This is a genomic window from Pantoea sp. UBA6567 (assembly GCF_002434165.1).
GTDB classification, from domain to species: domain Bacteria; phylum Pseudomonadota; class Gammaproteobacteria; order Enterobacterales; family Enterobacteriaceae; genus Pantoea; species Pantoea eucrina.
Genome location: NZ_DJJN01000012.1, coordinates 80,040 through 106,567, shown reverse-complemented (window position 1 = coordinate 106,567; position 26,528 = coordinate 80,040). Strand labels below are relative to the sequence as shown.

The window sequence follows — 26,528 nt, the reverse complement described above, 5'->3', positions numbered from 1 at the left end:
GGGCGCCGCTGGCGCCCTTGATGTTTCTGCTGTTTCTGTTTTAGCGCTGTAGTTTCACGGCCATGCGCTTATCGATCAGGAGAGCGATGGATTTTCATCATCACTGGTTTTCACGCTGAGCGCCGGCGGGCGTTCATCAATACGCGTCACCAGCAGCTGATCGATACGGTAACTATCGATATCCACCACCTCAAACTTATAGCCGGAGAACTTCACGAAGTCGGTGCGCTTCGGGATTTTGCGCAGCATATACATCATAAAGCCGCCGATGGTCTCATAGTTGCCGGACTGTGGAAATTCATCAATATCCAGCACGCGCATAACATCATCAATCGGGGTGCCCCCTTCGACCAGCCAGGAGTTTTCGTCGCGCGCGACAATCTGTTCTTCCAGCCCCTGACCCACCAGGTCGCCCATCAGCGTGGTCATTACGTCATTCAGCGTGATGATACCTACCACCAGCGCATACTCATTCATGATCACGGCAAAGTCTTCGCCGGCGGTTTTAAAACTCTCCAGCGCTTCCGACAGCGTCAGCGTATCCGGCACAATCAGCGCCGAGCGGATCTGGACGCCGCTGTTAAGCGCCATGCTCTGATTACCCAGTACGCGCAGCAGCAGCTCTTTAGAGTCAACGTAGCCGACGATATGATCGATATCGCCGTCGCACACCAGGAACTTTGAGTGCGGGTGCTGGGCGATTTTGGTTTTCAGGCTCAGCTCATCTTCACGCAGATCGAACCAGACGATGTTCTCGCGCGAGGTCATGGAAGAGGGAACGGTGCGCGACTCCAGCTCAAACACATTCTCAATCAGCTCATGCTCCTGCTTGCGCAGCACGCCGGCCAGCGCACCCGCTTCTACCACCGCATAGATATCGTCAGAGGTAATATCATCTTTGCGTACCATCGGCAGCTTAAAGAGACGGAAAAAGACGTTGGCGAGGCCGTTGAACAGCCAGACCAGGGGCCGCATGACCAGCAGGCAAAAGCGCATCGGATTGATGATACGCAGCGCGACGGCTTCCGGGGCGATCATGCCGACGCGCTTGGGCGTCAGGTCAGCAAACAGAATGAACAGGCTGGTTACGATAGTAAAGGAGCAGATAAAGCTGAGCTTTTCCGCCAGCTCAGGCTCCACAAAGCGGTTGAACAGGCTGCTGAAAGCGGGGGAGAACGCTGCGTCACCAACGATACCGCCCAGAATCGCTACCGCATTCAGGCCGATCTGCACCACGGTAAAAAACATGCCGGGCTGTTCCTGCATCTTCAGCACGCGCTGCGCGTTGATATTGCCTTCATCAGCCAGCAGTTTAAGTTTGATCTTGCGGGCGGCCGCCAGCGAGATCTCCGAAAGAGAAAAAAAGGAACTGATGACAATCAGTAAAAGTATGACAAGCAGGCTATCTAGCATAAAAGATCCGTTGAGTTAATCACTTGTCATTTTTGGCCTGGGCAGCGCGAAGAGGGGTACGTCCGGTACACACCAGTCTGACAGGGCTATCCGTGCCAAAAATGTCTGCGCCAGTTCGACAATAGAAAGTAACGTCGGGGCAGAATTGAATGCAGGCAGGGCCTGCTGGTCGGTGATTATAGCAGCAGCGCCTGTCATGCCGCCAGAGGCACGATCGGTGACATCAGATTTATCCGGCAGCAGCGCAGCGGCGCACAGAAGCACGGCATCCCGGTTGTATCACCGCGATCAATTACCGACAATAGCGATCAATTTGGCTTAGTCGTGGGTTTAACGTAGCCGCTTGCCCTAAAAGATGGCTATGCTGATGGGTAAATGGGGGAAGTGAAACCCTGCCTGACTGATTAACGCCCCTGCGGAAGGGGGGCAGGCATTGATAACAGGAGTACGCGTGCCGCGATTTCATGCTTATTGTTTGGCCAGCCTGCTGCTTGCTGCGCCTGCCGTTGAGGCAGCGAAAGTGCGACTGCAGGTAGAAGGTCTTACCGGGGATTTAGAAAAAAATGTCAGGGCGCGCCTGTCCACTATTGGCAGCGATGAAGTCTCCAGTGACGGGCGCTTTCAGGCGCGCGTCTCAAATGCCATTAAAGAGGGACTGCGCGCGCTCGGCTACTATGAACCGCAGATTGACTTTGAATCGCGTCCACCCCCGCCACAGGGTGGTCGTCCGGTTCTGATTGCCCATGTGACAGCCGGCGAACCGGTAAAAATCGGCGGCAGCACCATTGTGATCGAGGGTGAAGCGAAAGAGGATCCGGACTACCGGGCGTGGGTAAAGCAGGGCAGACCAAAAGTGGGCTCGCAGCTGAACCACGGCACCTACGATAAATTCAAAAGCGGTTTCTCTAACCTGGCGCTGCGTAACGGCTATTTTGATGGTGATTTCAAAAAGAGCCAGCTCGGCGTCTCCGCAGAGCGGCGGCTGGCTTTCTGGGATATCGATTACGACAGCGGCCCGCGCTACCGCTTTGGCGACGTCAGCTTTGAAGGCTCGCAGATAGATGAAGCTTACCTCCATAATCTGGTGCCGTTTAAGAAAGGCGATCCCTACAGTTCACGCGAGCTGGCTGAGCTGAATCGCCGCCTTTCCGCCACCGGCTGGTTTAACTCTGTCGTGGTGGCCCCGGAGTTTGATAAAGGGCGTAAAACCAAAGTGCTGCCGCTCAGCGCTGCACTTTCGCCGCGCGTGGAAAATACCATCGAAACCGGCGTAGGCTACTCCACTGACGTCGGCCCGCGCCTGAAAGGCACCTGGCGAAAACCCTGGGTTAACGATCGTGGCCACAGTCTTGCGGCCAGCGCCTATGTCTCCGCGCCGGAGCAGCAGCTCGATCTCAGCTACAAAGTGCCGCTGCTGAAAAGCCCGCTGGAGCAGTACTACACCTTTTCCGGCGGCCTGAAACGTACCGATCTCAACGATACGAAATCGGATACCACAACGCTGGCGATGTCGCGTAACTGGGACAGCAGCTCCGGCTGGCAGAAAGCGGTTAACCTGCGCTGGAGTCTCGATCACTTTACCCAGGGTAACGTGACCAATACCACCATGCTGCTCTATCCGGGCCTGAGCCTGAACCGCACGCGGTCGCGCGGCGGGCTGATGCCCACGTGGGGCGATTCACAGCGCTATTCGGTCGACGTTTCTGATACCACCTGGGGTTCCGATGTCGACTTCCTGATCCTGCAGGCGCAGAACGTCTGGATCCGTACGCTGGCGGATAAACATCGCTTTGTGGCACGCGGTAACCTGGGCTGGATTGAAACCAATAATTTTGAAAAAGTGCCGCCCGACCTGCGTTTCTTTGCCGGCGGGGATCGCAGCATCCGCGGCTATAAATATAAAAATATCTCGCCGCGCGACGAAGAGGGCAAGCTGACCGGTGCCTCGAAACTGGCAACCGGATCGCTGGAGTATCAGTACAACGTCTCCGGCAAGTGGTGGGGCGCAGTATTTATCGACTCCGGGGAAGCGGTTAATGATATTAAGCAGAGCAACTTCAAGACGGGTGCAGGCGTAGGCGTGCGCTGGTCTTCGCCGGTCGGGCCCATTAAGTTTGATATCGCCCGGCCCGTTGGCGATGACAAGGAGCATGGATTGCAATTTTATGTCGGACTGGGGCCGGAACTATGAAGCTGTGGAAAAAGGTCCTGATTGGCCTGATTATTTTTCTGGTCGTTCTGCTGGGCAGCGTGGCGCTGCTGGTTGGCACGACGCCGGGTCTGCATCTGCTGCTGAAAGGGGCTGACCGCTGGGTGCCCGGTCTCTCAATCGGCAAGGTTGACGGCGGCTGGCGCAATCTGACGCTGAATAATGTGAAATATGAGATGCCGGGCGTCAGCGTGGATGCCGGGCGCTTTCATCTCGCGCTGGATCTCAACTGCCTGCTGCACTCCTCGGTCTGCGTCAACGCACTCGCGCTGCAGGATGTCAGTGTGGTGGTCGACAGCAAAAAAATGACGCCGGCCAGCGAGCCGCCGCCACCGGAGGAGTCGGGCAGTACTAATCTCAGCACGCCTTACCCGATCGCGCTGCGGAATGTCGCGCTGCACAATATCAACGTTAAAGTTGATGATACGGCGATTTCACTGCTCGATTTCAGCACCGGTCTGCAGTGGCAGGATCGGGCGCTAACGCTCTATCCTACCCGTATCCAGAGCCTGCTGATTGCGCTGCCAAAAGCGGCTCAGGTGGCGAATGAAGAGATTGTTCAGCCGAAAGTTCAGCAGCCGCAGCCGGACGAAAAACCGCTGGGCGAAACGCTGCAGGCGCTGTTTGCCAAACCGCTGCTGCCGGAGCTGCCTGACTTCCGTCTGCCGCTGGATATTACCGTCCAGTCGCTGCTCGGCGAGCAGCTGCGCATTACCGGGGATACGGATCTCACTCTCTCGCGCCTGCTGGTAAAAGCCAAAACGGCAGATACGCATCTGCAGCTGGAGACGTTTGATATCGATTCACCCCAGGGCCAGGTGAGCGCCCGCGGTGACGCGCAGCTGGCGGGCAACTGGCCGGTTAACTTCACGCTGAACGGCGCGCTGAATATCGATCCGGTAAAAGGCGAAAAAGTGAAGCTGACGCTGGGCGGTGAAATGCGCAACGAGCTGCAGCTGGGGCTGAACCTCTCCGGACCGGTGCGCGCGCAGCTTGCGGCGACGGCACAGCCTGCCGTCGCTGAACTGCCGCTGTCGCTGACGCTGACCAGCCCGCAGCTGCGCTGGCCGCTGACCGGACCGGTGCAGTACCAGGCAGATAATTTCGACTATCAGTTCAAAGGCAAAGCCACCGACTATGTGATGTCGCTGCGTACGGCGGTAAAAGGCGAGGCGATCCCACCGGCAACGATTACGCTCGATGGCAACGGCAACGAGCAGCAGTTTACGCTGGATAAACTGCGCGTCGCCGCGCTGCAGGGCAACATCGATCTCTCGGCGCTGGTGGACTGGCGCAAAGCGATTAGCTGGCGCAGCGAGCTGACACTGGCCGGTATCAATACGGCGAAGCAGTATCCTGACTGGCCTGCGAAGCTGGATGGCAAAATCACCACGCGCGGCAGCCTTTACGGCGGCAGCTGGCAGCTGCGCGTACCGCAGCTGGAGCTTAACGGTAACGTGAAGCAGAATGCCGTACGCGCGCAAGGCTCCCTGAGCGGTAACAGCTACAACCAGTGGAAAATCCCGGGCCTGAATGTGGCGCTGGGACGTAACTATCTGGATGTAAAAGGCGAACTGGGCGATACGCTGAATCTGGATGCGATTGTGGATGCACCGCGTCTCGACAATGCGCTGCCGGGCCTTGGCGGCGTCGTTAAAGGTGCTATCAACGCGCGCGGCACGCTGCAGGCGCCGCAGCTGCTGGCCGATCTTACCGCTACCGGCCTGCGCTGGCAGCAGCTGCTGATCCGTCGCGCCACGCTGCAGAGCGACATTAAGTCGGGTGAGCAGGTGGCCGGCAAGCTGCAGCTGCGCGTGGAACAGCTGCAGCAGGAGGCGCTGAAAATCAACCTGCTGACGCTGAACGCCGACGGTAGCGAGAAGCAGCATCAGCTGAAACTCAATGTTCAGGGTGAGCCGGTTTCAGGTCAGCTGGCGCTGAACGGCAGCTTTGATCGCCAGGCTGGCCGCTGGCAGGGGGCGCTGAATAATACCCGCTTTGATACGCCGGTCGGTGAGTGGCGCCTGACGCGCGCCATGGCGATTGACTATCTCAACAGCAAGCAGAGCGCAACCATTGGCCCGCACTGCTGGCAGAACCCCAATGCACAGCTCTGCGTACCGGAACCGATTGAGGCGGGCGCGAGCGGCCGGGCGCACGTTGTGCTGAATCGCTTTGATCTGGCGATGGTGAAGCCGTTTCTGACCGATGCCACCCGGCTTAGCGGTCTGTTCAGCGGGGATGTGCGCGTTAACTGGAGCGCGGACGGCGCGCTGCCAACCGGCACCGTGGCGCTGAAAGGCAGTGGCGTAAAAGTCGTGCAGGATGTGCAGGGCAATGCGCTGCCGATAGCGTTCGATACGCTGAACCTCAACGCGGCACTGCGTGACGGACGCGCGCAGCTCGACTGGTTGATCCGTATTGCTAACAATGGCCAGCTTAACGGCAACGTGCAGATCAACGATCCGCAGAACCGGCGACAGCTCTCCGGCAACATCGGCATCAGCAACATCTCCCTGGCAATGCTGAATCCGGCGCTGTCGCAGGGCGAGAAAGTGCAGGGCAGGCTCAACAGCAATCTGCGGCTGGGCGGGACGCTGCAGCGTCCGCAGGTGTTTGGCCAGCTCGGCCTGAGCGATGTCAACGCCCAGGCAAGCTTTATGCCGGTGACGCTGACGTCGGCTAACCTGAACATGGTATTCAACGGCATGAGCTCTACGCTGAATGGTCTGATTCAGACGCAGCAGGGCAGCCTGAATCTGGGCGGAAATGCTGACTGGAGCCAGCTCGATAACTGGCGTGCGCGTGTCACGGCGCAGGGCAGCCGCATTCGCGTTACCGTGCCGCCGATGGTGCGCATGGATGTCTCGCCGGATCTGGTTTTTGAGGCGACGCCTGCCGCGTTCAGCCTGGACGGTAAAGTGGATGTGCCGTGGGCGCGTATCACCGTACAGGAGGTGCCGGCGAGCGCTACCGGCGTCTCATCGGATGAAGTGATGCTGGATGAGAACCTCAAACCTATAGCGCCAAAAACGGCTGCCATCCCGATTAACAGTAATCTGGTGATCCACGTCGGCAATGATGTGCGCCTCTCCGCGTTTGGCCTGAAAGCGCGCCTCAGCGGCGACCTGAAGCTGGTACAGGATAAAACCGGACTCGGCCTTAACGGGCAGATCAATATTCCGTCAGGCCGTTTCCACGCCTATGGGCAGGATCTGATCGTCCGCAAAGGTGAGCTGCAGTTTGCCGGCCCGCCGGATCAGCCGTATGTTAATCTGGAAGCGATCCGCAACCCGGATGCCACTGAAGATGATGTCACGGCGGGTCTGCGCGTGACCGGTCTGGCGGATGAGCCGAAAGTGGAAGTATTCTCCGATCCGGCCATGTCGCAGCAGGAAGCGCTCTCTTACCTGTTACGCGGTCAGGGACTGAACAGCGACGGTGACAGTAATGCATTAACCTCCGCGCTGGTGGGGCTGGGGGTTGCACAAAGTGGGCAGGTTGTGGGTAAAATCGGTGAGACGTTTGGCGTCAGTAATCTTGCGCTTGATACCACAGGCGTAGGTGACAGCCAGCAGGTTCAGGTCAGCGGCTATGTGCTGCCGGGGCTGCAGGTGAAATATGGCGTAGGTATCTTTGACTCACTGGCGACGCTGACTCTGCGTTATCGCCTGATGCCAAAACTCTATTTGGAAGCTGTGTCTGGTCTCGATCAGGCGCTGGATTTGCTCTATCAGTTTGAGTTCTAGCAATGCGAATAATTGTCTACGGCAGTTTACGGCGCAAGCAGGGAAATAGTCACTGGATGACCAATGCGCAGTGGCTCGGCGAGCACCAGATTAAGGGGTTTGACCTCTATAATCTGGGGCTTTACCCGGGTGTGGTGGAGGGCGAAGGAACCGTCCTGGGTGAGGTATACCGCATTGATGCCAGCACGCTCGGTGAGCTGGATGCCCTGCGCTGCAAGAACGGCGAGTATAAGCGTCAGCTTATTCAGACGCCTTACGGCAGCGCCTGGCTGTACGTCTACCAGCGCTCAGTCGCGGGGCGACCGCACATTGCCAGCGGCGACTGGCTGCAACGCGATGACGCTGCAGATGCATAAATAAAAACACCGCCGTAAAGGCGGTGTTTTTTTATCGGTAACGCGCATCTCAGCCGGTCTGCCCGGCAAAGATTATTTCTGCTGCGCGCGCTCGAAAGAGGTGATGATTTCAGCTTTGGCCGCTTCTGCGTTATCCCAGCCGTCAACCTTCACCCACTTGCCTTTTTCCAGATCTTTGTAGTGCTCAAAGAAGTGGGTGATCTGCGCTTTCAGCAGCTCTGGCAGGTCGTTCACATCTTTGATGTGATCGTACTCTTTGCTCAGTTTGGTATGCGGCACCGCCACCAGTTTGGCATCTTCGCCAGACTCATCGGTCATCTTCAGAACGCCAACCGGACGGCAGCGGATCACTGAACCCGGCACCAGCGGATAAGGGGTTGGCACCAGCACGTCAACCGGGTCACCATCCAGTGACAGCGTGTTGTTGATGTAGCCGTAGTTGCACGGATAGAACATGGCGGTAGACATAAAGCGGTCTACAAACAGGGCGCCAGACTCTTTATCCACTTCATATTTGATCGGATCGGCATTCGCCGGGATCTCAATAATTACATAGATATCTTCTGGCAGATCTTTACCTGCAGGCACCTGGTTCAGACTCATCTGGCTTTCCTTCATTAGTCGTATGTTGAGTGACGGCTATTATAGCCAACTGACTCTGAAAGTATGCCCCCTTTTTGGCGTTTCGGAATGCTCCAAGCCCGCTACTTCGCCGTCACAAATAGCGAGACAATGCCCGCCGCAATCAGCGGCCCTACCGGCACGCCGCGAAAGAACGCCACGCCAATCACGGTACCAATCAGCAGCCCGGCAACCACCGATGGCTGAATGCTCATAAAGCTGACGCCGCGCCCGCCGAGCCACGCAACAAATACGCCAACCAGAATTGCCACGATGGACTGCCAGCTGGCAAATGATTTCAGCAGGGCGCTCACCGGCAGGGTGCCGCTCGCCAGCGGTGCCATGACGGCGACGGTCAGAATAATAATTCCCATCTGAATACCCTGTTTCTCCACGTAAGGGAAAAACTGCGCCAGCGGCGTGAGCTTGATGGCCAGCAGGATCAGAATCGAAATCGTCACAGCGCTGTTATGAACAAAATAACTCAGTATGGCGAGACAGATAAGGATCAGCGTTGAGGCGTAGGGGGCCATGATTTCTCCATAAATAATCAGCAGGCTGACAATGAGCCATGCAACGGTTTGTCTGCTGTCCTTTATCAACCATCAGAAAAAATGGCGCAACCGGCTTATGCATAATTATCTCTGCTGCAGTAAAGAAAATTCACAGCATGAGCGATCATCATTCGCCCGATCGTCAGGCACCGGTAAAGTTTCCGCACGTCACAGCCGATAATTTCTTCGTTTAGGGTCACTGGATTCTCCCTTTTTTACCGCATACGGGAATTATCATGATTGCTCAGCTCTCGCTTCGCACTGCCTTACTTTCGCTGCTTATCTGCATGACGCTGCTGCTGCTGGCCGTCAGCGGCATGGGCATTTACGCCATCAATGCCGGTAATCAGTCGCTTAACGCCATCAATCGTATTCAGGGAATTGAACTGAACAGCCTTTATCAGAGCAACGCCGACCTGATGCGCGCACGCGCCAGCGCCGCGCTGGCGGTGCGCAAAATTGAGATTGGTCTGCTGGATGAGGGGACCGCCGTCACGAAGCAGGCCGCCGCGGACGTCGCCAGCTCGCAGCGGCATCTGCAGGCGTTTATCGACGCCGGCACCGTAACGGCTCACGGCAAAACGCTGGCGGAGGCGATCGCCGCCGCCTATAAAGCGTATCAGCAGGGTGCAGTTGCGCCGATGATGGCCGCGCTGGAAAAGCAGTATACCGATGAATATTACCAGGTACTGGAGGGCAATGTATCGCAGCTTGCGGCCCGCTATGCCGGTGCGGTTAACGCATTCAGCCTCTACGCCGATGAGGTCTCTGCCGCACGGCTGGCGCAGGCGGCGCACAATGAGTGGCAGATGAAAATCCTGATCGGCATTGCGGTGGCGCTCACCCTGCTGCTGACCGGCCTGGCCTGGCTGCTGCTGCGTCAGGCGCTGCTGCGTCCGCTGGAGAGCGCCGTCCGGCATCTGGAGCAGGTGGCTGCGGGCGATCTGTCGCAGCCGCTGCCGGCTGCCGGTCACAATGAGATTGGCCGTCTGAATCAGGCGCTGGCCGTTATGCAGCGCGCGCTGCGCCACTCTGTCAGTCAGGTGCGCGAAGCCAGCCTGCAGATCGATACCGGCAGCCGCGAGCTGGCGGCCGGTACGGTGCATCTCTCACAGCGTACCGAGGAGTCTGCCGCATCACTGGAGCAGACTGCTGCCAGCATGGAACAGCTCACCGCCACCGTGCGGCTCAACGCCGTTAATGCGCAGCAGGCAAATCAGCTCGCCAGCAGCGTCTCTGACACCGCCGGCCGCGGTGCCGAAGTGGTGTGCTACGTTATGGAGAAGATGCAGGAGATCACGCAGAGTTCCAACCGCATCGCAGATATTCTCAGCGTGATTGACGGTATTGCCTTTCAGACTAATATTCTGGCGCTTAACGCCTCGGTAGAAGCGGCGCGCGCTGGCGAGCAGGGCCGGGGCTTTGCCGTGGTGGCGAATGAAGTACGTACGCTGGCAGGACGCAGCGCCAGCGCGGCGAAAGAGATCCGGACATTAATCAGCGAGTCGCAGACGCGGGTGAAAGAGGGCAGTGAGATGGCGACGCGCGCGGGGGCGACCATGGATGAGATCGCCGGTGAAGTGATGCGCGTAACGACGCTGATGAAAGAGATCTCCGGTGCATCTGACGAGCAGAGTCGCGGTATTGAGCAGGTCAATATGGCGGTGACGCAGATGGATGAAGCGGCGCAGCAGAACGCGGCGCTGGTGGAGCAGGCGGGAGCCGCCACCCGGCTGCTGGAAGCGCAGTCGCAGCAGCTGCAGGCCTCAATGGCGCAGTTCCGCATCGCCGCGGCGTAAGCGCAAACCATAAAAAACCCGCTCAGCGGCGGGTTTTTTTACTGTCCGGCACGGCTCAGGCGCCGTGGTTATCCGGATATTCGCGGATAAAGCGCTCAACATCATCGACCATCGCTTCGTTACCACAGAAGAACGGGCAGCGCTGGTGCAGCGTTTCAGGCTGCAGGTCAAGAATACGGTTTTTACCGTCGCTGGCTTTACCGCCCGCCTGCTCGGCGAGAAACGCCATCGGGTTGCACTCATACAGCAGGCGCAGCTTGCCGTTGGGATGGCTGGCGGTGCTTGGGTAGAGGTAGATGCCGCCTTTCAGCAGGTTACGGTGGAAGTCTGCCACCAGCGAACCGATATAGCGCGAGGTATAAGGACGATGCGTGTCGATATCCTCTTCCTGGCAAAACTTCAGGTATTTCTTCACGCCCTGCGGGAAGCGAATGTAGTTACCTTCGTTAATGGAATAGGTGTAGCCCTTTGCCGGATAGGTCATGCGCTCGTGGCTCAGGCAGAAAACGCCGAGCGACGGATCATAGGTAAAGGCGTGCACGCCGACGCCGGTGGTATAGACCATCATGGTTGAGGAGCCATACACCACATAACCTGCGGCCACCTGCTGATTCCCCGGCTGCATAAAGTCCGCTTCCGTGATCGGCGTACCGGGTTCACTGATGCGGTGATAGATAGAGAAAATGGTTCCGACAGAAACGTTTACGTCAATGTTGGATGAGCCATCCAGCGGATCCATCAGCACCACATATTTGCCATCTTCCGAGCCTTCAAAGATAACAAACTCATCCTCTTCTTCAGAGGCGATGCCGGCAACCACACCACGCGCTTTCAGGGCAGCTTTCAGTTTTTCATTCGCGAAGAGGTCCAGCTTCATCTGCTGTTCGCCCTGCACGTTTTCCACGCCGCTGGCACCCAGAATATCCACCAGACCCGCTTTATTAATATCGCGGTGAATGATTTTAGCGCCCAGCTTAATGGAGGAAATCAGCGCCGTCAGTTCACCTGTGGCGTGAGGAAAGTCGTGTTGCTTCTCGACGATGAATTCGCCTAACGTTTTCATAACACATTCCCTGAATCTACGATGGAGTGGCAGCAGCTGTAACAAACTGCCAACGTATGCGTACGCAGTTTAGCCGATTGAACTTTAAAAACCATAGTCCTAATCCGTTTCTTCCCTTCAGACTCGGGGTTACACTGTGCGCCGAACTTTCAGTTAATGGATCTATTTATGCGCATTCACATCCTCGGCATTTGTGGCACTTTTATGGGCGGCCTGGCTATGCTGGCGCGTTCGCTGGGACATCAGGTAACCGGCTCGGACGCAAATGTTTACCCGCCGATGAGTACGCTGCTTGAGCAGCAAGGCATTGAATTAACTGAGGGTTACGAGGCGTCGCAGCTCGATCCGGCGCCAGACCTGGTGATTATCGGTAACGCCATGACGCGCGGTAATCCCTGTGTTGAAGCCGTGCTGGAGCGCAACATTCCCTACCTCTCCGGGCCGCAGTGGCTGCACGATTTTGTGCTGCGCGATCGCTGGGTGCTGGCCGTAGCCGGAACGCACGGTAAAACCACTACTGCCGGCATGGCAGCGTGGATCCTCGAGGCGTGCGGCCTCGAACCAGGCTTTATTATCGGTGGCGTGCCGGGCAACTTCGACGTCTCGGCAAAATTAGGAAAAAGCCCATTCTTTGTCATTGAAGCGGATGAGTATGACAGCGCCTTCTTCGACAAGCGCTCCAAGTTTGTGCACTACTGCCCGCGTACGCTAATCCTCAATAACCTTGAGTTTGACCATGCAGATATCTTCGACGACCTGCGCGCTATCCAGAAGCAGTTCCATCATCTGATCCGCATCATACCCGGCCAGGGCAAAATCCTGCTGCCGGAACACGATCACAACCTGAAGCAGGTGATGGCGATGGGCTGCTGGAGCGAGCAGGAGACCACAGGCGAACATGGCCACTGGCAGGCGAAAAAGCTGACGCCAGACGCCGCCCGCTGGGAAGTCTGGCTGGAGGGGGAAAAAGTGGCCGAGGTGAACTGGGGGCTGGTCGGCGAACACAATATGCATAACGGCCTGATGGCGATTGCCGCCGCGCGCCACGTGGGTGTGAAACCGGCAGATGCGGGCGAGGCGCTCAGCAGCTTTATCAACGCGCGCCGCCGGCTGGAGCTGCGCGGTGAGGTCAACGGTATCAAGGTCTATGACGATTTTGCCCACCACCCGACGGCGATACACGCCACGCTGGCGGCGCTGCGCAGCAAAGTAGGTGGCAGGGCGCGCATCCTCGCGGTACTGGAGCCCCGCTCCAACACCATGAAAATGGGGGTCAGTAAAAACGATCTGGCGCCGTCGCTGGGTCGGGCAGACAAGGTTTTCCTGCTCCAGCCGCACCATATTCCGTGGCAGGTCTCCGACGTGGCAGACGCCTGTATTCCGCCTGCGCAGTGGAGTGCGGACGTCGATACGCTGACGGAAATGATTGCGAAAGAGGCGCAGCCAGGCGACTCAATTCTGGTGATGAGCAACGGCGGGTTTGGCGGGATCCATCAAAAACTGCTGGAGCGACTGGGACGCTAAGGCCGTGGCGTCCTGCAGGACGCCTCCGGAGAGCGTGCGGCCGGCAGGCCGCCTCTTACGCTTCAGCCAGCTCGCGCAGATACTGGAAGATCTGCCGGGCTGCTTTTGGCGTTTTATTCGCCGCCTTCTCTTTCTGCGCGTTGCGGATCATGCTGCGCAGCTGCTGCCGATCGGCCTGCGGATAGAGCGTGATCACCTCGGTCATCGCGTCGTCACCCTGATCGATCAGGCGATCGCGCAGATGCTCCAGCTTGTGGAACAGCGCCACCTGCTGGTTGTGACGGTTTTTCAGCTTGTCCAGCGCCTGACGGATCGGATCTTCATCGCGCTGGCGCAGCATTTTACCAATCAGCTGCAGCTGGCGACGGCGACCCTCTTTCTTAATACGCTGCGCCAGCTCAATCGCGTTGCGCAGATCCTCATCGAGCGGGATCTTATCCAGGGAGTTTTTCCCCAGATCAACCAGCTCGGCACCGAGGCGTTTTAGCTCTTCGGCGTCACGTTTAATTTCACTTTTGCTGACCCAGATAATCTCTTCATCTTCTTCTTCCTGATTATCCGGTACATCGTCGAGCCAGTCTTCGGGCTGCCTGGTCATCTCTTGGCTCCTTAAAAAAAGAGGCTAATCCTACCAGTTTATCGGGCGACTGCGAAATTGTTCTCTGAGTCTGATAGACTCAACAGATTCACACTTAAGATTAGACGGCAGGTCGATGAACGTATCTACTCAGGTTGCAGAACAACGTAAAGCGCTGGAACAGGCTGTCGCCCAGGCGCTGGAACTCGCTAAAGCTCACACCGATGGTGCGGAAGTTGCGGTGACAAAAACCACCGGCATCGGCGTCAGCACGCGCTATGGTGAAGTGGAAAACGTCGAATTCAACAGCGACGGTGCGCTTGGTATCACCGTCTATCATCAAAACCGCAAAGGCAGCGCCTCATCGACCGATCTCAGTCCCGATGCCATAAAAAGCACCGTGCAGGCAGCGATCGACATTGCGCGCTATACCTCACCCGATCCTTATGCTGCACCGGCAGAGCGTGAACTGCTGGCGTTTGATGCACCCGATCTTGATCTCTACCATCCGTGGGAGATCGACGCCGATCGCGCCATCGAGCTGGCCGCGCGTGCTGAACAGGCGTCGCTGCAGGCGGACAAGCGCATTACCAATACGGAAGGTGGCAGCTTCAACAGCCACGTTGGCATCAAAGTGTTTGGTAACAGTCACGGCATGCTGCAGAGCTACTGCTCCAGCCGCCACTCGCTGTCGAGCTGTGTCATTGCCGAGCAGGATGGCGATATGGAGCGTGACTACGCCTATACTATCGGCCGCTCGATAGACGATCTGCAGAGCGCAGAGTGGGTCGGTAACGAGTGTGCCCGCCGCGTGCTGGCCCGCCTTGCCCCGCGCAAGCTGCCAACCATGAAAGCACCGGTGCTGTTTGCACCTGAGGTCGCCACCGGATTGTTTGGTCATCTGGTTGGTATGATCAGCGGCAGCAGCGTCTATCGCAAATCGACGTTTCTGCTCGACTCGCTGGGCCAGCAGATCCTGCCCTCATGGCTGACGATTCAGGAGCAGCCGCATCTGCTGAAAGGACTCGCCTCGACGCCGTTTGACAGTGAAGGCGTGCGAACCGAAGCGCGCGATATTATCAAAGAGGGTGTGCTGCAGAACTGGCTGCTGACCAGCTATTCAGCGCGCAAGCTTGGCCTGCAGAGCACCGGCCACGCGGGCGGCATACATAACTGGCGCATTGCCGGTCAGGGCCACAGCTTTGATGACCTCGTTAAACAGATGGGACGCGGCCTGATTGTCACTGAACTGATGGGTCAGAGCGTCAGCGCCATGACCGGCGACTACTCGCGCGGCGCGGCGGGCTTCTGGGTTGAAAACGGCGAAATTCAGTATCCTGTGAGCGAAGTCACAATTGCAGGAAACCTTAAAGAGATGTGGCGCAATATGGTTACGGTCGGTAACGACATTGAAACCCGCAGCAATATACAATGCGGATCGGTGCTGCTGCCGGAGATGAAAATCGCCGGACAATAACGACATCGCTTCCAGAAAGCAGCCGGCAAGGCTGCTTTTTTTTTGCCCGATAATAATTAAAAGGAACACGTCATGCGTAAGCATTTAATTGCAATGTTGTCTCTGTCGTTACTGTTCTCTTCTGCCAGCGTGCTGGCGGCAGATCTTGAACAGGATATGGATACGCTGAAAGAGAACCTGAGCGTAGTGAAGAAAACGGATGACGCGCAGGAGATGCATACTGCGCTCGGTAAAATGCGCCAGGCCGCGCAGGATGCCAAAAATTCCACGCCGGACAAGCTGGAAGGGCAGCCGGCGGATAGCGCACAGATCAAAGATTATCACGCCGGTCTTGACGCACTGATTGCGCAGATTGACGTGGTCGACAAGCTCGCTCAGGCCAGCAAGCTGGATGAGGCAAAAGCCGAAGCGAAAAAACTGGAAGATATCCGCAATACCAACCATAAGAAATTCCGCTGATACTCGGGGCCAGCCTGCGTGCTGGCCCGCTTTACCGATCCTCCCCTGCACACTCCTCTGCAAATATATAACTTTCCCGCACGCCTGATGCATGCCAGCCGCTGGCATGCGCGATATGTGCTGTCTGCGATCTGACGCACCGCGCGTTGCCACATTTCCGTTTCAGGGTGGAAAAAGTGCGTCTCCACACGGCCGGACGGAACGCGTAGTTTGTTTTTTAACGCGAATTATCTGCCGTAAACAGGAGTAGAAGGGTGAGGAGTGATGCTGTCCCGCTGAACGCAGAAGCCGTTCAGGCGCTGGCGGATCGCATATTAAGTCAAATCGCGATCCTCTATACCGCGCACCAGATTAGCCCCACACCGGTGCAGCAGCAGATGCTGAATTCGCACGTTCAGGCGATGGCCAGCCGCTCGCTAAACGGCGAGGCGCTGCCGGAGGTAGAAGCGGAGCTGTTTGATGATATTCCGCCTGACAGCCTGCAGCTGGCGCAACAGATCGTCGATCTGTTCGGCAATCTGCCGGTGGAAGAGGCCTGGCTGCTCTCGGTGCATATTGAAGTGGCGAAAAGTAACGACGCATAAACAGAGAGGAAGTGAACATGGTGACAGTGGTGATTGGCGATCGTCTGGGTAAAGGCCAGAAAGTGGCTGCCGGCATTGAAAAAGCGGGTGGACGCGCGGTGGTGGTGCCAGGCGTGGCAGCCGATATGAAGCTGGGTGATGTGATGAAAGCGGAAAACGCTGATTTCGGCATCTCTTTCTGCGGCAGCGGCGGCGCGGGTGCTATCACCGCGCAGAACAAATATGGCTACCGGGCGAAACATGGCATGCGCTCGGTAGACGAGGGCGTAACGGCGATCAACGAAGGGGCAACCGTGCTGGGCTTTGGTTTTATGGACAAAGAGGAGCTGGGCGAACGGCTGGTGCAGGCCTGGAACAAGAAGCACGGCAGCTGACGTATGAAACAGCACTATGAGACGCAGGTTATCGTGCAGGGGAAAGGCGATACCAAAGCAAAAGCCTTTGCCGATGCGCTCAGCAGCGTGCAGCAGCAGGTATTGCGCAACAGCCAGAAGCTGCTGCTGCGCATTGAGCCGCTGGATGTGCGGGTGCTGCACGCCAGGGTGCGTACCCGGCGGGAAAAATTTCTGTTTTTTTTCCTGGCGCGCGAGCGGCATCACTACAGCGTTGAACTGGAAATCAGCGTCAGCGTCACCGTTATCGATATGGAAAGCGTGACATTTACGGCGACACCCTGAACGCGCTGGTCTGGTCGTTATCCCGCCAGGAGAGCGGGCTTACCCGGCGCAACAATGACAATAAAGGGTACAACACTATGTTTCTCATCATTTTGTTTAAGTCGTTAATTATCGGCGGGCTGGTCGGCGTCGGGGTGGGAGCCGGCGCAGCGCGCATGTTCCACGCACCGGTCACACAGGGCATGGGTGCATTTCGTACCCTGGGCGAGCTTAACTCGTGTGAAGGCGACCCCGCTTCCCATTTCTCTTTTGGTCTCGGCTTCTTTTTCAACGCCTGGGCGTCCTCTGTGGCGGCTGGCTCCTTCACGCAGGATGTGGATCACCGCATTCTGCCGAACTGGGGTGCTGCGGCGCTGATGGTCAAAAATCGCAATGTGGCAGAGACGCTGCATAACCCGAAGCGTATGGCGATAGCGTGCGGCATCATCGGCATGATCGTCGTGGCTTTTCTGAACAGCACCGCCTCAGCCGTACCGGCTGCGCTGCAGGTGACGGCAGTCAAAGTGCTGGTGCCGGCGGCTAACCTGCTGGTAAACACCGTCATGCCGGTCATTTTCTGGCTGGCAGCCATCGACGCCGGCAAAAAATCGGGCTTCTGGGCCACCATCTTTGGCGGCCTGGCGCAGCTGATTATGGGTAATGCCGTACCGGGGCTGGTGCTGGGGATCCTGATTGGGAAAGGGGTAGAGGAGAGCGGCTGGAACCGGGTGACGAAAGTCATGATGGCGGCGATTGTGCTGCTGTTTGTACTGAGCGGCTTCTTCCGCGGATTCGATATGAAACTGCTGCAATCTTTCCAGCTCGGCGTCCCTGGCTGGCTTGACATGATCCACAACAGCCTGAGCGGCAAATAAGGAGCCATCCATGAACGAACATGAAAATCGCGGCTTCTGGTATGCCGACTGGTCCTTCCCGATTTTTGTCGGTCTGCTCTCATCCGGCGTATTTGCCGGTACGCATATGTACTACCTCTACGGAATCGGCGCCTTTAACGAAGTGGCGTTTGTGTCGATGCTGCGCGCCGGCATGGAGACCGGCGTCTATGGCGCGGTCGCCGCGTTTGGCGCCAGCTTTCTGTTTGCCCGCATCATTGAAGGCTCGCTGGTCGGTATTCTGGATATCGGCGGTGCGATCCAGACCGGCGTCGGGCTGGGCGTGCCGGCGCTGCTGCTGGGCGCAGGCATTGTGTTTCCGGTCGCGAACTTTGCGGCTTCGCTGGTAACCGGTCTGGTGATCGGGGTGGCGATTGGTTACGTCATTATTCTGGCGCGCAAATTTACCATCAACCAGAGCGATTCCACCTATGGCGCCGATGTGATGATGGGCGCAGGCAACGCCTCCGGACGCTTTCTCGGCCCGCTGATTATCCTGTCGGCGATGGCAGCCTCTATTCCCATTGGCCTGGGCTCGCTCGCTGGCGCTCTGCTGTTTTACCTGTGGAACAAGCCGATTACCGGCGGCGCAATTCTGGGTGCCATGGTGCTGGGCGCGATGTTCCCGATTTCGCTGTAACAGGGCGGGCGCCATGAATGGCGACCCTGGGGTAAGGATGTAGGGAGCGCATTCATGCGCCCCTGGCCGCAAACGCAGTAAGGAGTAACCATGTTTGATCTGATTCTGCGCCGCGCACGACTGTGCGATGAGCAGCTGGTGGATATCGCTCTTCGCGACGGCAAAATCGCCGTCGTCGGCAACGTCACGGGCAGCGCGCAGCAGGAGCGCGATCTGGCCGGGCGCTGGTACGTCAGCGCAGGCTGGATAGACAGCCACGTACACTGCTATGCAAAATCGCCTGTCTACCACGATGAAGCGGACGCTGTCGGCGTTGCGCAGGGCGTCACCACCGTGGTGGATGCCGGCAGCACCGGCGCCGACCAGATCGATGACTTCCGGCAGCTGACGCGCCACGCCACCACCGACGTCAGGGCGCTGCTCAACGTTGCCCGCACCGGGATAGTCACCCAGAACGAACTGGCGGACATGCGTCAGATTGATGAAGCAGCGGTGGTGCAGGCGGTCACGCGCCATCCCGGTTTCATTGTTGGTCTGAAAGCGCGCATGAGCAGCAGCGTGGTCGGGGAAAACGGCATTGCACCGCTGATCCGCGCCAAAGCGATCCAGCACGCTGCCGGCGATCTGCCGCTCATGGTACATATCGGTAACGATCCGCCGGTGCTGGAGGAGATCGCTGAGTTGCTGACCGCCGGCGATATCATCACCCACTGCTTTAACGGCAAACCTAACCGCATTCTCTCCGCGCAGGGTGAGCTGAAAGCGGCGGTCAGTCAGGCGCTGGCGCGCGGCGTCACGCTCGATATCGGGCACGGCAGCGCCAGCTTCAGCTTTGCGGTGGCGCGACAGGCGATCGCCCGCGGCATTCTGCCCGATACCATCAGCTCCGATATCTACTGTCGCAACCGCCTGCACGGGCCGGTACACAGCCTCGCGCACGTGATGTCTAAGTTTCTTGCGCTGGGCATGACGCTGCCGCAGGTGATCGCCTGCGTGACAACCCAGGCAGCAGCGGCGCTGCGCCTCAGCGGCAAAGGCGATCTGACGCCGGGCAGCGATGCCGATCTGACTATTTTCAGTGTGAATCAGGAGACCCGTCCGTTTACCGATGCAGAGGGCGAACAGGTGGCGGGAGAGCACCATTTTTTGCCGGTGGCTGTGACAGTGGCAGGCCAGTGGCATCTGACCGAAGAGGGAAAGCGTCATCATGTCTTCAGTTTATGAAAAATATCACCTGAAACAGGTGATCAATGCGTCAGGCCGTATGACTATTCTGGGCGTCTCGACGCCGGCACCGGAGGTGGTGGAAAGCGTCAGCTATGGCCTGAACCACTACTTTGAAATGAAAGATCTGGTGAACCATACCGGTGACTACATTGCCGGACTGCTGCAGGCAGAAAGCGCCGTCGTGGTTTCCTGCGCCTCGGCGGGTATCGCTCAGTGTGTGGCCGGGGTCATTGTGAAAGATAACGCCTGGCTGCTGGATAACCTGCACGCGGCGCCGCTCACGGTTCCGCATGAGATCGTCGTGCCTAAAGGGCACAACGTGAACTACGGCGCGCCGGTCGGCACCATGGTCGCGCTGGGCGGTGGCCGGCTGGTGGAAGCGGGCTACAGCAACGAGTGTTCCGCCGCGCAGCTGGCAGCGGCGATCACGCCGGCTACGGCAGCGCTGCTCTACGTAAAATCGCACCACTGCGTGCAAAAAAGCCACCTCAGCGTGGCGCAGGCGGCAGAAGTCGCGCAGCAGCATGGCATCCCGCTGATTGTGGATGCGGCGGCAGAAGAAGACCTGCGCTGCTACTACCAGATGGGTGCCGACCTGGTGATCTACAGCGGTGCCAAGGCGATAGAGGGTCCCTCCAGCGGACTGGTGGTAGGACGCAGCCGCTGTGTCGAATGGGTAAAACGGCAGAGCAACGGCATCGGTCGTGCGATGAAAGTGGGCAAAGAGGGGATCCTGGGCCTGACGCAGGCCATTGAGCGCTACCTGTCGCAGCCAAAAACCAGCGGCAGCGAGATGGTTCAGCACATGACGCCATTTATCGACCAGCTTAACCAGCTGCCGGGCGTCACCGCGCGGGTGGTATGGGACAGCGCCGGGCGCGATATTGCGCGTACAGAGATCCATTTCGATGAAGCGCTGACCGGCTGGGCAACCGGCGATCTCGTCCAGGCGCTGAAAAACGGCGACATCGCTATCTATTTTCGCGGCTATAAGGCAAACGAAAGCATTATCGAAGCCGACGTGCGCAGCGTTACTGCCGCGCAGCTGCAGACTATCTTCAGCCGTATTGACGCGCTGCTGGCAGAAAGGAACAACGCATGAAGCTGACCCCCGATTTTTATCAGGATCGTCTCTGTCTCAACGTACTGGCGGGCTCAAAGCAGAACGCACGCGACATCTGGCTGGCAGCAGAAGGGCATGTGCTGGTTGGCGTGCTGTCAAAAAATTATGCCAGCCACGACGCGGCGCTGGCTGACATGCGCGATTACGCCGCGCTGATTGATAACGCGCTCTCTATCGGTCTCGGGGCCGGCGATCCGCGTCAGTCTGCTATGGTGAGCGAACTGGCAGCGGTGCTGCAGCCGCAGCATGTCAATCAGGTGTTTACCGGAGTCGCGACCAGCCGTGCGCTGCTGGGACAGTCGCAGACGGTGGTAAATGGTCTGGTCTCCCCCAGCGGGACGCCAGGGAAAGTGAAGATCTCAACCGGTTCGCTAAGCTCGCAGGCGGCGGAAGCGATTGTGCCGATCGACAGCGCCATCGCCATGCTGCAGGACATGGGCGGCAGCTCGGTAAAATTTTTTCCGATGGGCGGTCTGAGCGCGGTGGCGGAGTATCGCGCGGTCGCAGAGGCGTGCGCCCGGCGCGATTTCTGGCTGGAGCCCACCGGCGGTATCGATCTGCATAATTTTGCGGAGATCGTGCAGATCGCGCTGGAGGCGGGCGTCAGTAAAGTGATCCCGCACGTTTACAGCTCAATTATCGACAGCGCAAGCGGTGAGACGCGCATTGACGATGTGCGCCAGCTTCTGGCAACGTGCAAGGCACTGCTGCAATAACTTCGTTACGGGTGAGGCTTTGTGAGATTTCCTAATCAGCGTCTGGCGCAGCTGTTTGCCGCACTGCAGCATGAAACGCTGCCGCAGGATGAGCTGGCACGGCGTTTCTCGGTCTCTACGCGCACGGTGCGCACCGACATTGCGGCGCTGAACGCGCTGCTGGAGCAGCACGGCGCACAGTTTGTGCTGGCGCGCGGCGCCGGCTATCAGCTGCAGGTGGCCGACGCGGCACGCTTTGATTCGCTGCAGCAGCAAAGCAGCGCGCCGCTGCGGGTGCCGCGCACCTCGCAGGAGCGGGTTCGCTATCTGCTCAGCCGCTTTCTTACTGCGGCCTGGTCACTGCGGCTGGAAGATCTCTCGGAAGAGTGGTTTGTCAGTCGCGCCACGCTGCAGGGGGATATGGCAGAGGTGCGGGAGTGGCTGGGGCGCTATCATCTGCATATCGAAACTAAACCGCGCTACGGCATGAAGCTGTTTGGCAGCGAGACGGCTATCCGCACCTGCCTTACCGATCTGCTGTGGCAGATCGACCAGGAGACGCCCGACAGCCCGCTGCTGAGTATTGAAGTACTGCGCAGTGATATGCTGACGCAGCTGCAGCCGCTGCTGCAGCACTGCCTCAGCCGTTACGCTATTCGTCTCAGCGATGAGGGCGAGCGCTACCTGCTGATCTACTGCGCGGTAGCAGTACGCCGCATCAGCGAAGGCTTTCCGCTCAGCGATCCGGGCGCAGAAGAAGTAGGCGAAGAGGTGCGTGAGGCGGCGCACGCGCTGGTGCATCAGCTGCGACCGCTTACCGGCAAAGCCTTATCGCGGGCGGAAGAGAACTGGCTGCGCGTCAATATCGCCGCGCGTCAGATCCAGGCGCTGGAGCCAAGCACCATCAATGCAGATGACGCTGACGCGCTGGTGAGCTGGCTGCTGAGTTATATCAATACGCATTATGCCTACCAGCTGCAGCACGACGAGCAGCTGCGCGCCGATCTGCTTACCCATATCAAATCGATGATCACCCGGGTGCGCTATCAGATCCATATTCCCAATCCGCTGCTGAGCAACATCAAACAGCACTATCCGCTGGCGTGGGATGTGACGCTGGCCGCCGTCAGCAGCTGGAGCAAATATACCCCTTATACGCTGAGCGAAAATGAGATTGGCTTTCTGGTGCTGCATATTGGCGTGGGGCTGGAGCGGCACTATGACGTTGGCTATCAGCGCCACCCGCGCGTACTGCTGGTGTGCGATAGCGGAACCTCAACGCTGCGGATGATTGAGGCGCTGCTGCTGCGCAAATATCCGCAGCTGGTGGTCACCGCCCGGCTGACACAGCGCGACTACGCGCTGCGGGAGCGGATTGAAGAAGATTTTGTTATCTCTACGGTGCGGCTGCATGAAAAGAACCGGCCGGTGGTAGTGATGTCGCCCTTTCCGACCGGCTTTCAGCTGGAGCAGCTCGGCAAGCTGGTGCTGGTGGACCGCACCCGGCCGTGGATGCTGGAAAAATATTTCTCCGCGCAGCATTTTATGGTGCTGGATCAGCCGCTGACGCAGCAGGCGCTCTTTCAGCTGCTGTGCGATCGCCTGCAGGAGCAGGGCTTTGTTGCAGCAGACTTTTATCCATCCGTGGTTGAGCGTGAAGCGATTGTCAGCACGCTGCTCGGGGATGGCATTGCGTTGCCGCACGCGCTCGGCCTGCTGGCGCAGAAAACCGCGGTCTATACCGTTATTGCGCCGCATGGCGTCAGCTGGGGTGATGAGACCGCCTGCGTGATCTTTCTGCTGGCTATCAGCAAACGTGAATATGAAGAGGCGATGGCGCTCTACGATCTGTTTGTCACCTTTTTGCGCGAACGTGCCATGCCGCGCCTGCGGGAGTGCCGTGACTTTGACCATTTTAAAACCGTGGCGATAGAGTGTCTGGGCCGCCCCTGACTAGGCCTGATTGCGCTTAGCCAGCAGCTTCGGGATTTCACGCAGGCACCAGGCTTTGGCTTCACCCATGCTGTCGCGACGCCAGGCCATAATAATATCCACTTCCCGCGTATACTCAGCGCTGACCACGCGCAGCCGGCCCTCGGCAATATCTTTCTCTACCATCGGATAAGGCATGGTGGCAACGCCCAGTCCCGCCAGCAGCGCCCGCCGCTTGTCATCCATGCTGCTGACCGTAAGACGCTGCTGCTTATCCAGCAGCTGTACCGTCAGCACCGGACGTTCACGCGCCGTGTCAGCGACGGCAATGCCGCGATATTTCACACGCGTGACTTCCGAAAGCGGCTCTGCCTCCTGATGAATAGGGTGGTCAGGACTGGCGACATAGACGCTCATAATGGTGTAAAGCTTGCGGGTATTGATTTCGCTGGAGGCGCGGAAGTGCAGGTCAGGTGCGATGACGATATCCGCCCGGCCCTGCTCCAGACGTTCCCACGCGCCCGCCAGCACTTCAGTGATCAGAGATATCTGCGTGTTGGCTTTTTCTGACAGCTTGCTGACCAGCGGAAACAGCAGGTCGGTGGGGATGAGTGCCTCCGCTACGATAGTCAGCTGCGTTTCCCAGCCGCGCGCCAGCGCTTCTGCGTCGGTGGTGAGCTTGTCTGCGGCCTCCAGCAGGACGCGACCGCGCTCCAGCAGCATCCGGCCAACGTTAGTGAATTTGGTGCGATGACCGGAGCGATCGAACAGCACCACATCCAGCTCCTCTTCCAGCTTCTGCATGGTATAGCTCAGCGCAGAGGGAACGCGACCCAGCTCATCTGCCGCGGCGGCAAAGCTGCCGCGCCGGTCAATCGCATCCATCACCCGTAACGCTTCTAACGTTAATGCACGCTCTTTAGCCATACTGATTCTCTGTCAGTAAATTTGAATATGCCAGGCAGATTAACTGGCTAACATTCCGCCGTCCAGCCTTTTACCATAAACCGATTAAGCCTGCAGTGAGCGTCTCCTGCAGTGCACCGGAGGTATAGCATGATGACAACCCGCTGCGCGTCCGCATGTGGCCAGGCTGATTTTGGCTGGTTGCAGGCGCGCTATAGCTTCTCTTTTGGCCACTATTTTGATCCCAAACTGATGGGATACGCCGCGCTGCGCGTGCTGAACCAGGAGGTGCTGGCGCCGGGTGCCGCTTTTCAGCCCCGCACCTATCCGCAGGTTGATGTGTTGAATCTGGTGCTGCAGGGTGAGGCGGAGTATCGCGACAGCGAGGGACAGCGCCTGACCGTACGGGCAGGTGAGGCGATGCTGCTGTCTGCGCGGCAGGGCGTAAGCTACAGCGAGATAAACCTCAGCAAAGATCGGCCGCTGACGCGCCTGCAGCTCTGGCTGAGCGCCTGTCCGGAGCGGGAAAACCCGCTGCAGCAGCGGATGACGCTCAATGGCGCATCGCCGCTGCTCCTGGCCTCGCCTGACGGGGCAGACCAGAGTTTGCAGCTGCGTCAGGATGCGAGAGTGTATCAGGTGACGTTAGCGCCGGGAGAGGAGCAGATTGTGCAGCTGCGCGGCGCGCGCGCGTATCTGCAGTCGATTCACGGCACGCTGGATGTGCGCAGCAGCAGCGCGAATCAGCAGCAGCTGCAGTGCGGCGACGGTGCGTTTATTCGTGATGAGCAGCAGCTTATTCTGCAGGCAGAGACGCCGCTGCGTGCGCTGGTGATCGATTTACCGGCATAAAAAAGGGCGGCCAGCGCCGCCCTCACAGTAAGAATGAAGATTATTTCAGAATGGTAAAGGCGGTTGTCACGTGCTTCACGCCGCTGACCCGGCTGGCAACATCTGCCGCCGCCGTGGCTTCTTCCTGCGTGACCAGTCCCAGCAGGAAGACTTCCCCGTTTTCCGTCGTCACTTTCACGTTAGACGATTTGACCTGATCGCTGCCCAGCAGCTGCGAGCGGATCTTGGTCGTGATCCAGGTATCGGAAGAAGAGGTGCCAAGGCTGACCTTCTCTCCGGTGCGGATCTCATTGTAGACCTCTGTTGCGCCGTCGACGCCCATAGCGATCTGTTTGGCACGGCTGGCGAGATCGGCAGACGGTGCCTGACCGGTCAGCAGCACTTTGCCCTGGTAAGCGGTAACAATGACCCGCGCCTGCTTCTTAATCTGTTCATCTTTTGCCAGCGCGTTAGAGACGCGCAGCTCCAGCGTACCGTCATCAACCTGCGTACCCACGGTGCGGGGGTCAGTGGCGGTTTTGGTGGCAACAGCGGCACCGCCGGCAACCACTGCCACGCAGCCCTGCAGCAGCATGGCCGTTAACAGCAGGGCGATAGCGTTCAATGCTTTCATGTAAGCTCCTTCAGTCATTCCTGGTGGGGAAAGAGGGTGTTATCGATCAAGTCGCACAGGCAGTTCAGCGTCAGCATATGCATCTCCTGAATGCGCGCACTGTGATGAGAGGGAATGCGGATTTCCACGTCGTGAGGGCCGAGCAGGCCAGCCAGCTCGCCGCCGTCGTGTCCGGTCAGCGCGACAATAGTCATATCGCGCGTCACTGCCGCCTCAACCGCTTTAACGATGTCACGGGTATTACCCCGGGTTGAGATCGCCAGCAGCACATCACCCGCCTGACCCAGCGCCCGTACCTGTTTGGCGTAGATCTCATCATGCAGCCGATCGTTGCCGATGGCGGTGAGCATAACGTTATCTGCGCTCAGCGCCAGCGCCGGCAGGCTGGGACGCTCGGTTTCAAACCGGTTAATCATGCTGGCCGCAAAGTGCTGCGCATTGGCCGCTGAGGCACCGTTACCGCAGCTGAGAATTTTATGACCATTCAGCAGCGACTGCACCAGCGTCATCGCGGCGCGGGAGATCGCATCCGGCAGCGCTTCGGCTGCGGCAATCTGCGTCTGAATACTTTCAGTAAAACACGCTTTAATTCTGTCCTGCACAAGA

Annotated in this window: 25 protein-coding genes; 17 read left to right on the top strand and 8 right to left on the bottom strand. The window is 58.3% G+C overall.

Features of this window, described 5'->3' with window-relative positions:
- Positions 1 to 75 precede the first annotated feature (75 nt).
- On the bottom strand, positions 76 to 1,413 hold the full coding sequence (locus tag B4M48_RS17650; RefSeq protein ID WP_039380584.1) for a hemolysin family protein: 1,338 nt from the start codon (positions 1,411 to 1,413) through the stop codon (positions 76 to 78).
- A gap of 451 nt (positions 1,414 to 1,864) precedes the next feature.
- Here B4M48_RS17650 and tamA point away from each other — a divergent pair, with 451 nt between their 5' ends.
- The 3 genes from tamA to B4M48_RS17635 are packed head-to-tail and all read left to right on the top strand — an operon-like array spanning position 1,865 to position 7,727.
- A complete protein-coding gene (gene tamA, locus B4M48_RS17645) occupies positions 1,865 to 3,604 on the top strand; it encodes an autotransporter assembly complex protein TamA (protein WP_039380582.1) in 1,740 nt (579 codons plus the stop codon).
- Positions 3,601 to 7,371: an autotransporter assembly complex protein TamB gene (gene tamB, locus B4M48_RS17640; RefSeq protein WP_283341419.1), complete on the top strand. Its 3,771-nt coding sequence runs from the start codon at positions 3,601 to 3,603 to the stop codon at positions 7,369 to 7,371. Before tamA ends, tamB begins: the two co-directional genes overlap by 4 nt.
- Before the next feature lie 2 nt (positions 7,372 to 7,373).
- On the top strand, positions 7,374 to 7,727 hold the full coding sequence (locus tag B4M48_RS17635; RefSeq protein WP_039380578.1) for a gamma-glutamylcyclotransferase family protein: 354 nt from the start codon (positions 7,374 to 7,376) through the stop codon (positions 7,725 to 7,727).
- 72 nt (positions 7,728 to 7,799) lie between these two features.
- Here the strand turns inward: B4M48_RS17635 and ppa are convergent, their stop codons facing one another.
- Positions 7,800 to 8,330 carry an inorganic diphosphatase gene (gene ppa / locus B4M48_RS17630; protein WP_039380576.1) on the bottom strand — a complete coding sequence of 177 codons (531 nt, stop codon included), beginning with the start codon at positions 8,328 to 8,330 and terminating at the stop codon, positions 7,800 to 7,802.
- Between the two features lie 101 nt (positions 8,331 to 8,431).
- The gene (locus B4M48_RS17625) at positions 8,432 to 8,881 is read right to left on the bottom strand and encodes a DUF441 domain-containing protein (RefSeq protein ID WP_039380575.1); all 450 of its coding nucleotides are present in this window, start codon (positions 8,879 to 8,881) and stop codon (positions 8,432 to 8,434) included.
- Between the two features lie 260 nt (positions 8,882 to 9,141).
- Here B4M48_RS17625 and B4M48_RS17620 point away from each other — a divergent pair, with 260 nt between their 5' ends.
- On the top strand, positions 9,142 to 10,701 hold the full coding sequence (locus tag B4M48_RS17620) for a methyl-accepting chemotaxis protein (RefSeq protein WP_039385652.1): 1,560 nt from the start codon (positions 9,142 to 9,144) through the stop codon (positions 10,699 to 10,701).
- A gap of 55 nt (positions 10,702 to 10,756) precedes the next feature.
- Here the strand turns inward: B4M48_RS17620 and fbp are convergent, their stop codons facing one another.
- Positions 10,757 to 11,764, bottom strand: coding sequence for a class 1 fructose-bisphosphatase (fbp, locus tag B4M48_RS17615; RefSeq protein ID WP_039380574.1), 1,008 nt, complete (start codon positions 11,762 to 11,764; stop codon positions 10,757 to 10,759).
- 168 nt (positions 11,765 to 11,932) lie between these two features.
- Here fbp and mpl point away from each other — a divergent pair, with 168 nt between their 5' ends.
- A complete protein-coding gene (mpl, locus tag B4M48_RS17610) occupies positions 11,933 to 13,288 on the top strand; it encodes a UDP-N-acetylmuramate:L-alanyl-gamma-D-glutamyl-meso-diaminopimelate ligase (protein ID WP_039380571.1) in 1,356 nt (451 codons plus the stop codon).
- A 55-nt stretch (positions 13,289 to 13,343) separates the two neighbouring features.
- Here mpl and yjgA read toward each other — a convergent pair whose 3' ends face one another.
- Complete coding sequence (gene yjgA / locus B4M48_RS17605; protein WP_065648113.1) at positions 13,344 to 13,886, bottom strand: ribosome biogenesis factor YjgA; 543 nt, start codon at positions 13,884 to 13,886, stop codon at positions 13,344 to 13,346.
- 115 nt (positions 13,887 to 14,001) lie between these two features.
- Between yjgA and pmbA the strand changes: the two genes are divergently transcribed.
- The 11 genes from pmbA (at position 14,002) to B4M48_RS17550 (ending at position 23,572) form a co-directional block, all read left to right on the top strand.
- A complete protein-coding gene (gene pmbA, locus B4M48_RS17600) occupies positions 14,002 to 15,342 on the top strand; it encodes a metalloprotease PmbA (protein WP_094111026.1) in 1,341 nt (446 codons plus the stop codon).
- 72 nt (positions 15,343 to 15,414) lie between these two features.
- Positions 15,415 to 15,801 (top strand): cytochrome b562, encoded by a 387-nt coding sequence (cybC, locus tag B4M48_RS17595; protein WP_071669184.1) that lies wholly within the window; start codon positions 15,415 to 15,417, stop codon positions 15,799 to 15,801.
- A gap of 254 nt (positions 15,802 to 16,055) precedes the next feature.
- Positions 16,056 to 16,385, top strand: a complete 330-nt coding sequence (locus tag B4M48_RS17590; protein WP_071669185.1) for a glycine dehydrogenase — start codon at positions 16,056 to 16,058, stop codon at positions 16,383 to 16,385.
- A 17-nt stretch (positions 16,386 to 16,402) separates the two neighbouring features.
- Positions 16,403 to 16,759 (top strand): SFCGS family glycine-rich protein, encoded by a 357-nt coding sequence (locus tag B4M48_RS17585; protein WP_039380562.1) that lies wholly within the window; start codon positions 16,403 to 16,405, stop codon positions 16,757 to 16,759.
- 3 nt (positions 16,760 to 16,762) lie between these two features.
- Positions 16,763 to 17,062 carry a DUF4312 family protein gene (locus B4M48_RS17580; protein ID WP_071669186.1) on the top strand — a complete coding sequence of 100 codons (300 nt, stop codon included), beginning with the start codon at positions 16,763 to 16,765 and terminating at the stop codon, positions 17,060 to 17,062.
- A 77-nt stretch (positions 17,063 to 17,139) separates the two neighbouring features.
- Entirely contained in the window at positions 17,140 to 17,916 is a 777-nt protein-coding gene (locus tag B4M48_RS17575) for a DUF4311 domain-containing protein (protein WP_071669187.1), read from the top strand.
- Between the two features lie 10 nt (positions 17,917 to 17,926).
- The gene (locus B4M48_RS17570; protein ID WP_039380556.1) at positions 17,927 to 18,574 is read left to right on the top strand and encodes a DUF4310 family protein; all 648 of its coding nucleotides are present in this window, start codon (positions 17,927 to 17,929) and stop codon (positions 18,572 to 18,574) included.
- 90 nt (positions 18,575 to 18,664) lie between these two features.
- Positions 18,665 to 19,798, top strand: a complete 1,134-nt coding sequence (locus B4M48_RS17565) for an amidohydrolase/deacetylase family metallohydrolase (protein ID WP_071669188.1) — start codon at positions 18,665 to 18,667, stop codon at positions 19,796 to 19,798.
- Positions 19,782 to 20,903, top strand: coding sequence for a DgaE family pyridoxal phosphate-dependent ammonia lyase (locus B4M48_RS17560; protein WP_039380551.1), 1,122 nt, complete (start codon positions 19,782 to 19,784; stop codon positions 20,901 to 20,903). Before B4M48_RS17565 ends, B4M48_RS17560 begins: the two co-directional genes overlap by 17 nt.
- Positions 20,900 to 21,640, top strand: a complete 741-nt coding sequence (dagF, locus tag B4M48_RS17555) for a 2-dehydro-3-deoxy-phosphogluconate aldolase (RefSeq protein WP_039380549.1) — start codon at positions 20,900 to 20,902, stop codon at positions 21,638 to 21,640. The genes B4M48_RS17560 and dagF overlap by 4 nt, the downstream gene beginning before the upstream one ends.
- A gap of 21 nt (positions 21,641 to 21,661) precedes the next feature.
- Entirely contained in the window at positions 21,662 to 23,572 is a 1,911-nt protein-coding gene (locus B4M48_RS17550) for a BglG family transcription antiterminator (protein WP_071669189.1), read from the top strand.
- On the opposite strand, the gene B4M48_RS17545 is transcribed toward B4M48_RS17550, so the two are convergent.
- Complete coding sequence (locus B4M48_RS17545; protein ID WP_039380543.1) at positions 23,573 to 24,478, bottom strand: LysR family transcriptional regulator; 906 nt, start codon at positions 24,476 to 24,478, stop codon at positions 23,573 to 23,575.
- Positions 24,479 to 24,607: 129 nt separating this feature from the next.
- Between B4M48_RS17545 and B4M48_RS17540 the strand changes: the two genes are divergently transcribed.
- Positions 24,608 to 25,309, top strand: coding sequence for a pirin family protein (locus tag B4M48_RS17540; protein WP_071669190.1), 702 nt, complete (start codon positions 24,608 to 24,610; stop codon positions 25,307 to 25,309).
- 40 nt (positions 25,310 to 25,349) lie between these two features.
- On the opposite strand, the gene dolP is transcribed toward B4M48_RS17540, so the two are convergent.
- Positions 25,350 to 25,922, bottom strand: coding sequence for a division/outer membrane stress-associated lipid-binding lipoprotein (dolP, locus tag B4M48_RS17535; RefSeq protein WP_039380536.1), 573 nt, complete (start codon positions 25,920 to 25,922; stop codon positions 25,350 to 25,352).
- 14 nt (positions 25,923 to 25,936) lie between these two features.
- A complete protein-coding gene (gene diaA, locus B4M48_RS17530) occupies positions 25,937 to 26,524 on the bottom strand; it encodes a DnaA initiator-associating protein DiaA (RefSeq protein WP_039380533.1) in 588 nt (195 codons plus the stop codon).
- Positions 26,525 to 26,528 lie beyond the last annotated feature (4 nt).

Bases quoted from the DNA above. Each gene is read 5' to 3' on its own strand.
- yjgA (WP_065648113.1), bottom strand. From the start codon at position 13,886: ATGACCAGGCAGCCCGAAGACTGGCTCGACGATGTACCGGATAATCAG.
- dagF (WP_039380549.1), top strand. From the start codon at position 20,900: ATGAAGCTGACCCCCGATTTTTATCAGGATCGTCTCTGTCTCAACGTA.
- B4M48_RS17650 (WP_039380584.1), bottom strand. From the start codon at position 1,413: ATGCTAGATAGCCTGCTTGTCATACTTTTACTGATTGTCATCAGTTCC.
- dolP (WP_039380536.1), bottom strand. From the start codon at position 25,922: ATGAAAGCATTGAACGCTATCGCCCTGCTGTTAACGGCCATGCTGCTG.
- mpl (WP_039380571.1), top strand. From the start codon at position 11,933: ATGCGCATTCACATCCTCGGCATTTGTGGCACTTTTATGGGCGGCCTG.
- cybC (WP_071669184.1), top strand. From the start codon at position 15,415: ATGCGTAAGCATTTAATTGCAATGTTGTCTCTGTCGTTACTGTTCTCT.
- B4M48_RS17580 (WP_071669186.1), top strand. From the start codon at position 16,763: ATGAAACAGCACTATGAGACGCAGGTTATCGTGCAGGGGAAAGGCGAT.
- B4M48_RS17540 (WP_071669190.1), top strand. From the start codon at position 24,608: ATGATGACAACCCGCTGCGCGTCCGCATGTGGCCAGGCTGATTTTGGC.
- B4M48_RS17585 (WP_039380562.1), top strand. From the start codon at position 16,403: ATGGTGACAGTGGTGATTGGCGATCGTCTGGGTAAAGGCCAGAAAGTG.
- B4M48_RS17560 (WP_039380551.1), top strand. From the start codon at position 19,782: ATGTCTTCAGTTTATGAAAAATATCACCTGAAACAGGTGATCAATGCG.
- B4M48_RS17565 (WP_071669188.1), top strand. From the start codon at position 18,665: ATGTTTGATCTGATTCTGCGCCGCGCACGACTGTGCGATGAGCAGCTG.
- B4M48_RS17625 (WP_039380575.1), bottom strand. From the start codon at position 8,881: ATGGCCCCCTACGCCTCAACGCTGATCCTTATCTGTCTCGCCATACTG.
- tamB (WP_283341419.1), top strand. From the start codon at position 3,601: ATGAAGCTGTGGAAAAAGGTCCTGATTGGCCTGATTATTTTTCTGGTC.
- B4M48_RS17575 (WP_071669187.1), top strand. From the start codon at position 17,140: ATGTTTCTCATCATTTTGTTTAAGTCGTTAATTATCGGCGGGCTGGTC.
- pmbA (WP_094111026.1), top strand. From the start codon at position 14,002: ATGAACGTATCTACTCAGGTTGCAGAACAACGTAAAGCGCTGGAACAG.
- fbp (WP_039380574.1), bottom strand. From the start codon at position 11,764: ATGAAAACGTTAGGCGAATTCATCGTCGAGAAGCAACACGACTTTCCT.
- B4M48_RS17545 (WP_039380543.1), bottom strand. From the start codon at position 24,478: ATGGCTAAAGAGCGTGCATTAACGTTAGAAGCGTTACGGGTGATGGAT.
- B4M48_RS17570 (WP_039380556.1), top strand. From the start codon at position 17,927: ATGAACGAACATGAAAATCGCGGCTTCTGGTATGCCGACTGGTCCTTC.
- ppa (WP_039380576.1), bottom strand. From the start codon at position 8,330: ATGAGTCTGAACCAGGTGCCTGCAGGTAAAGATCTGCCAGAAGATATC.
- B4M48_RS17635 (WP_039380578.1), top strand. From the start codon at position 7,374: ATGCGAATAATTGTCTACGGCAGTTTACGGCGCAAGCAGGGAAATAGT.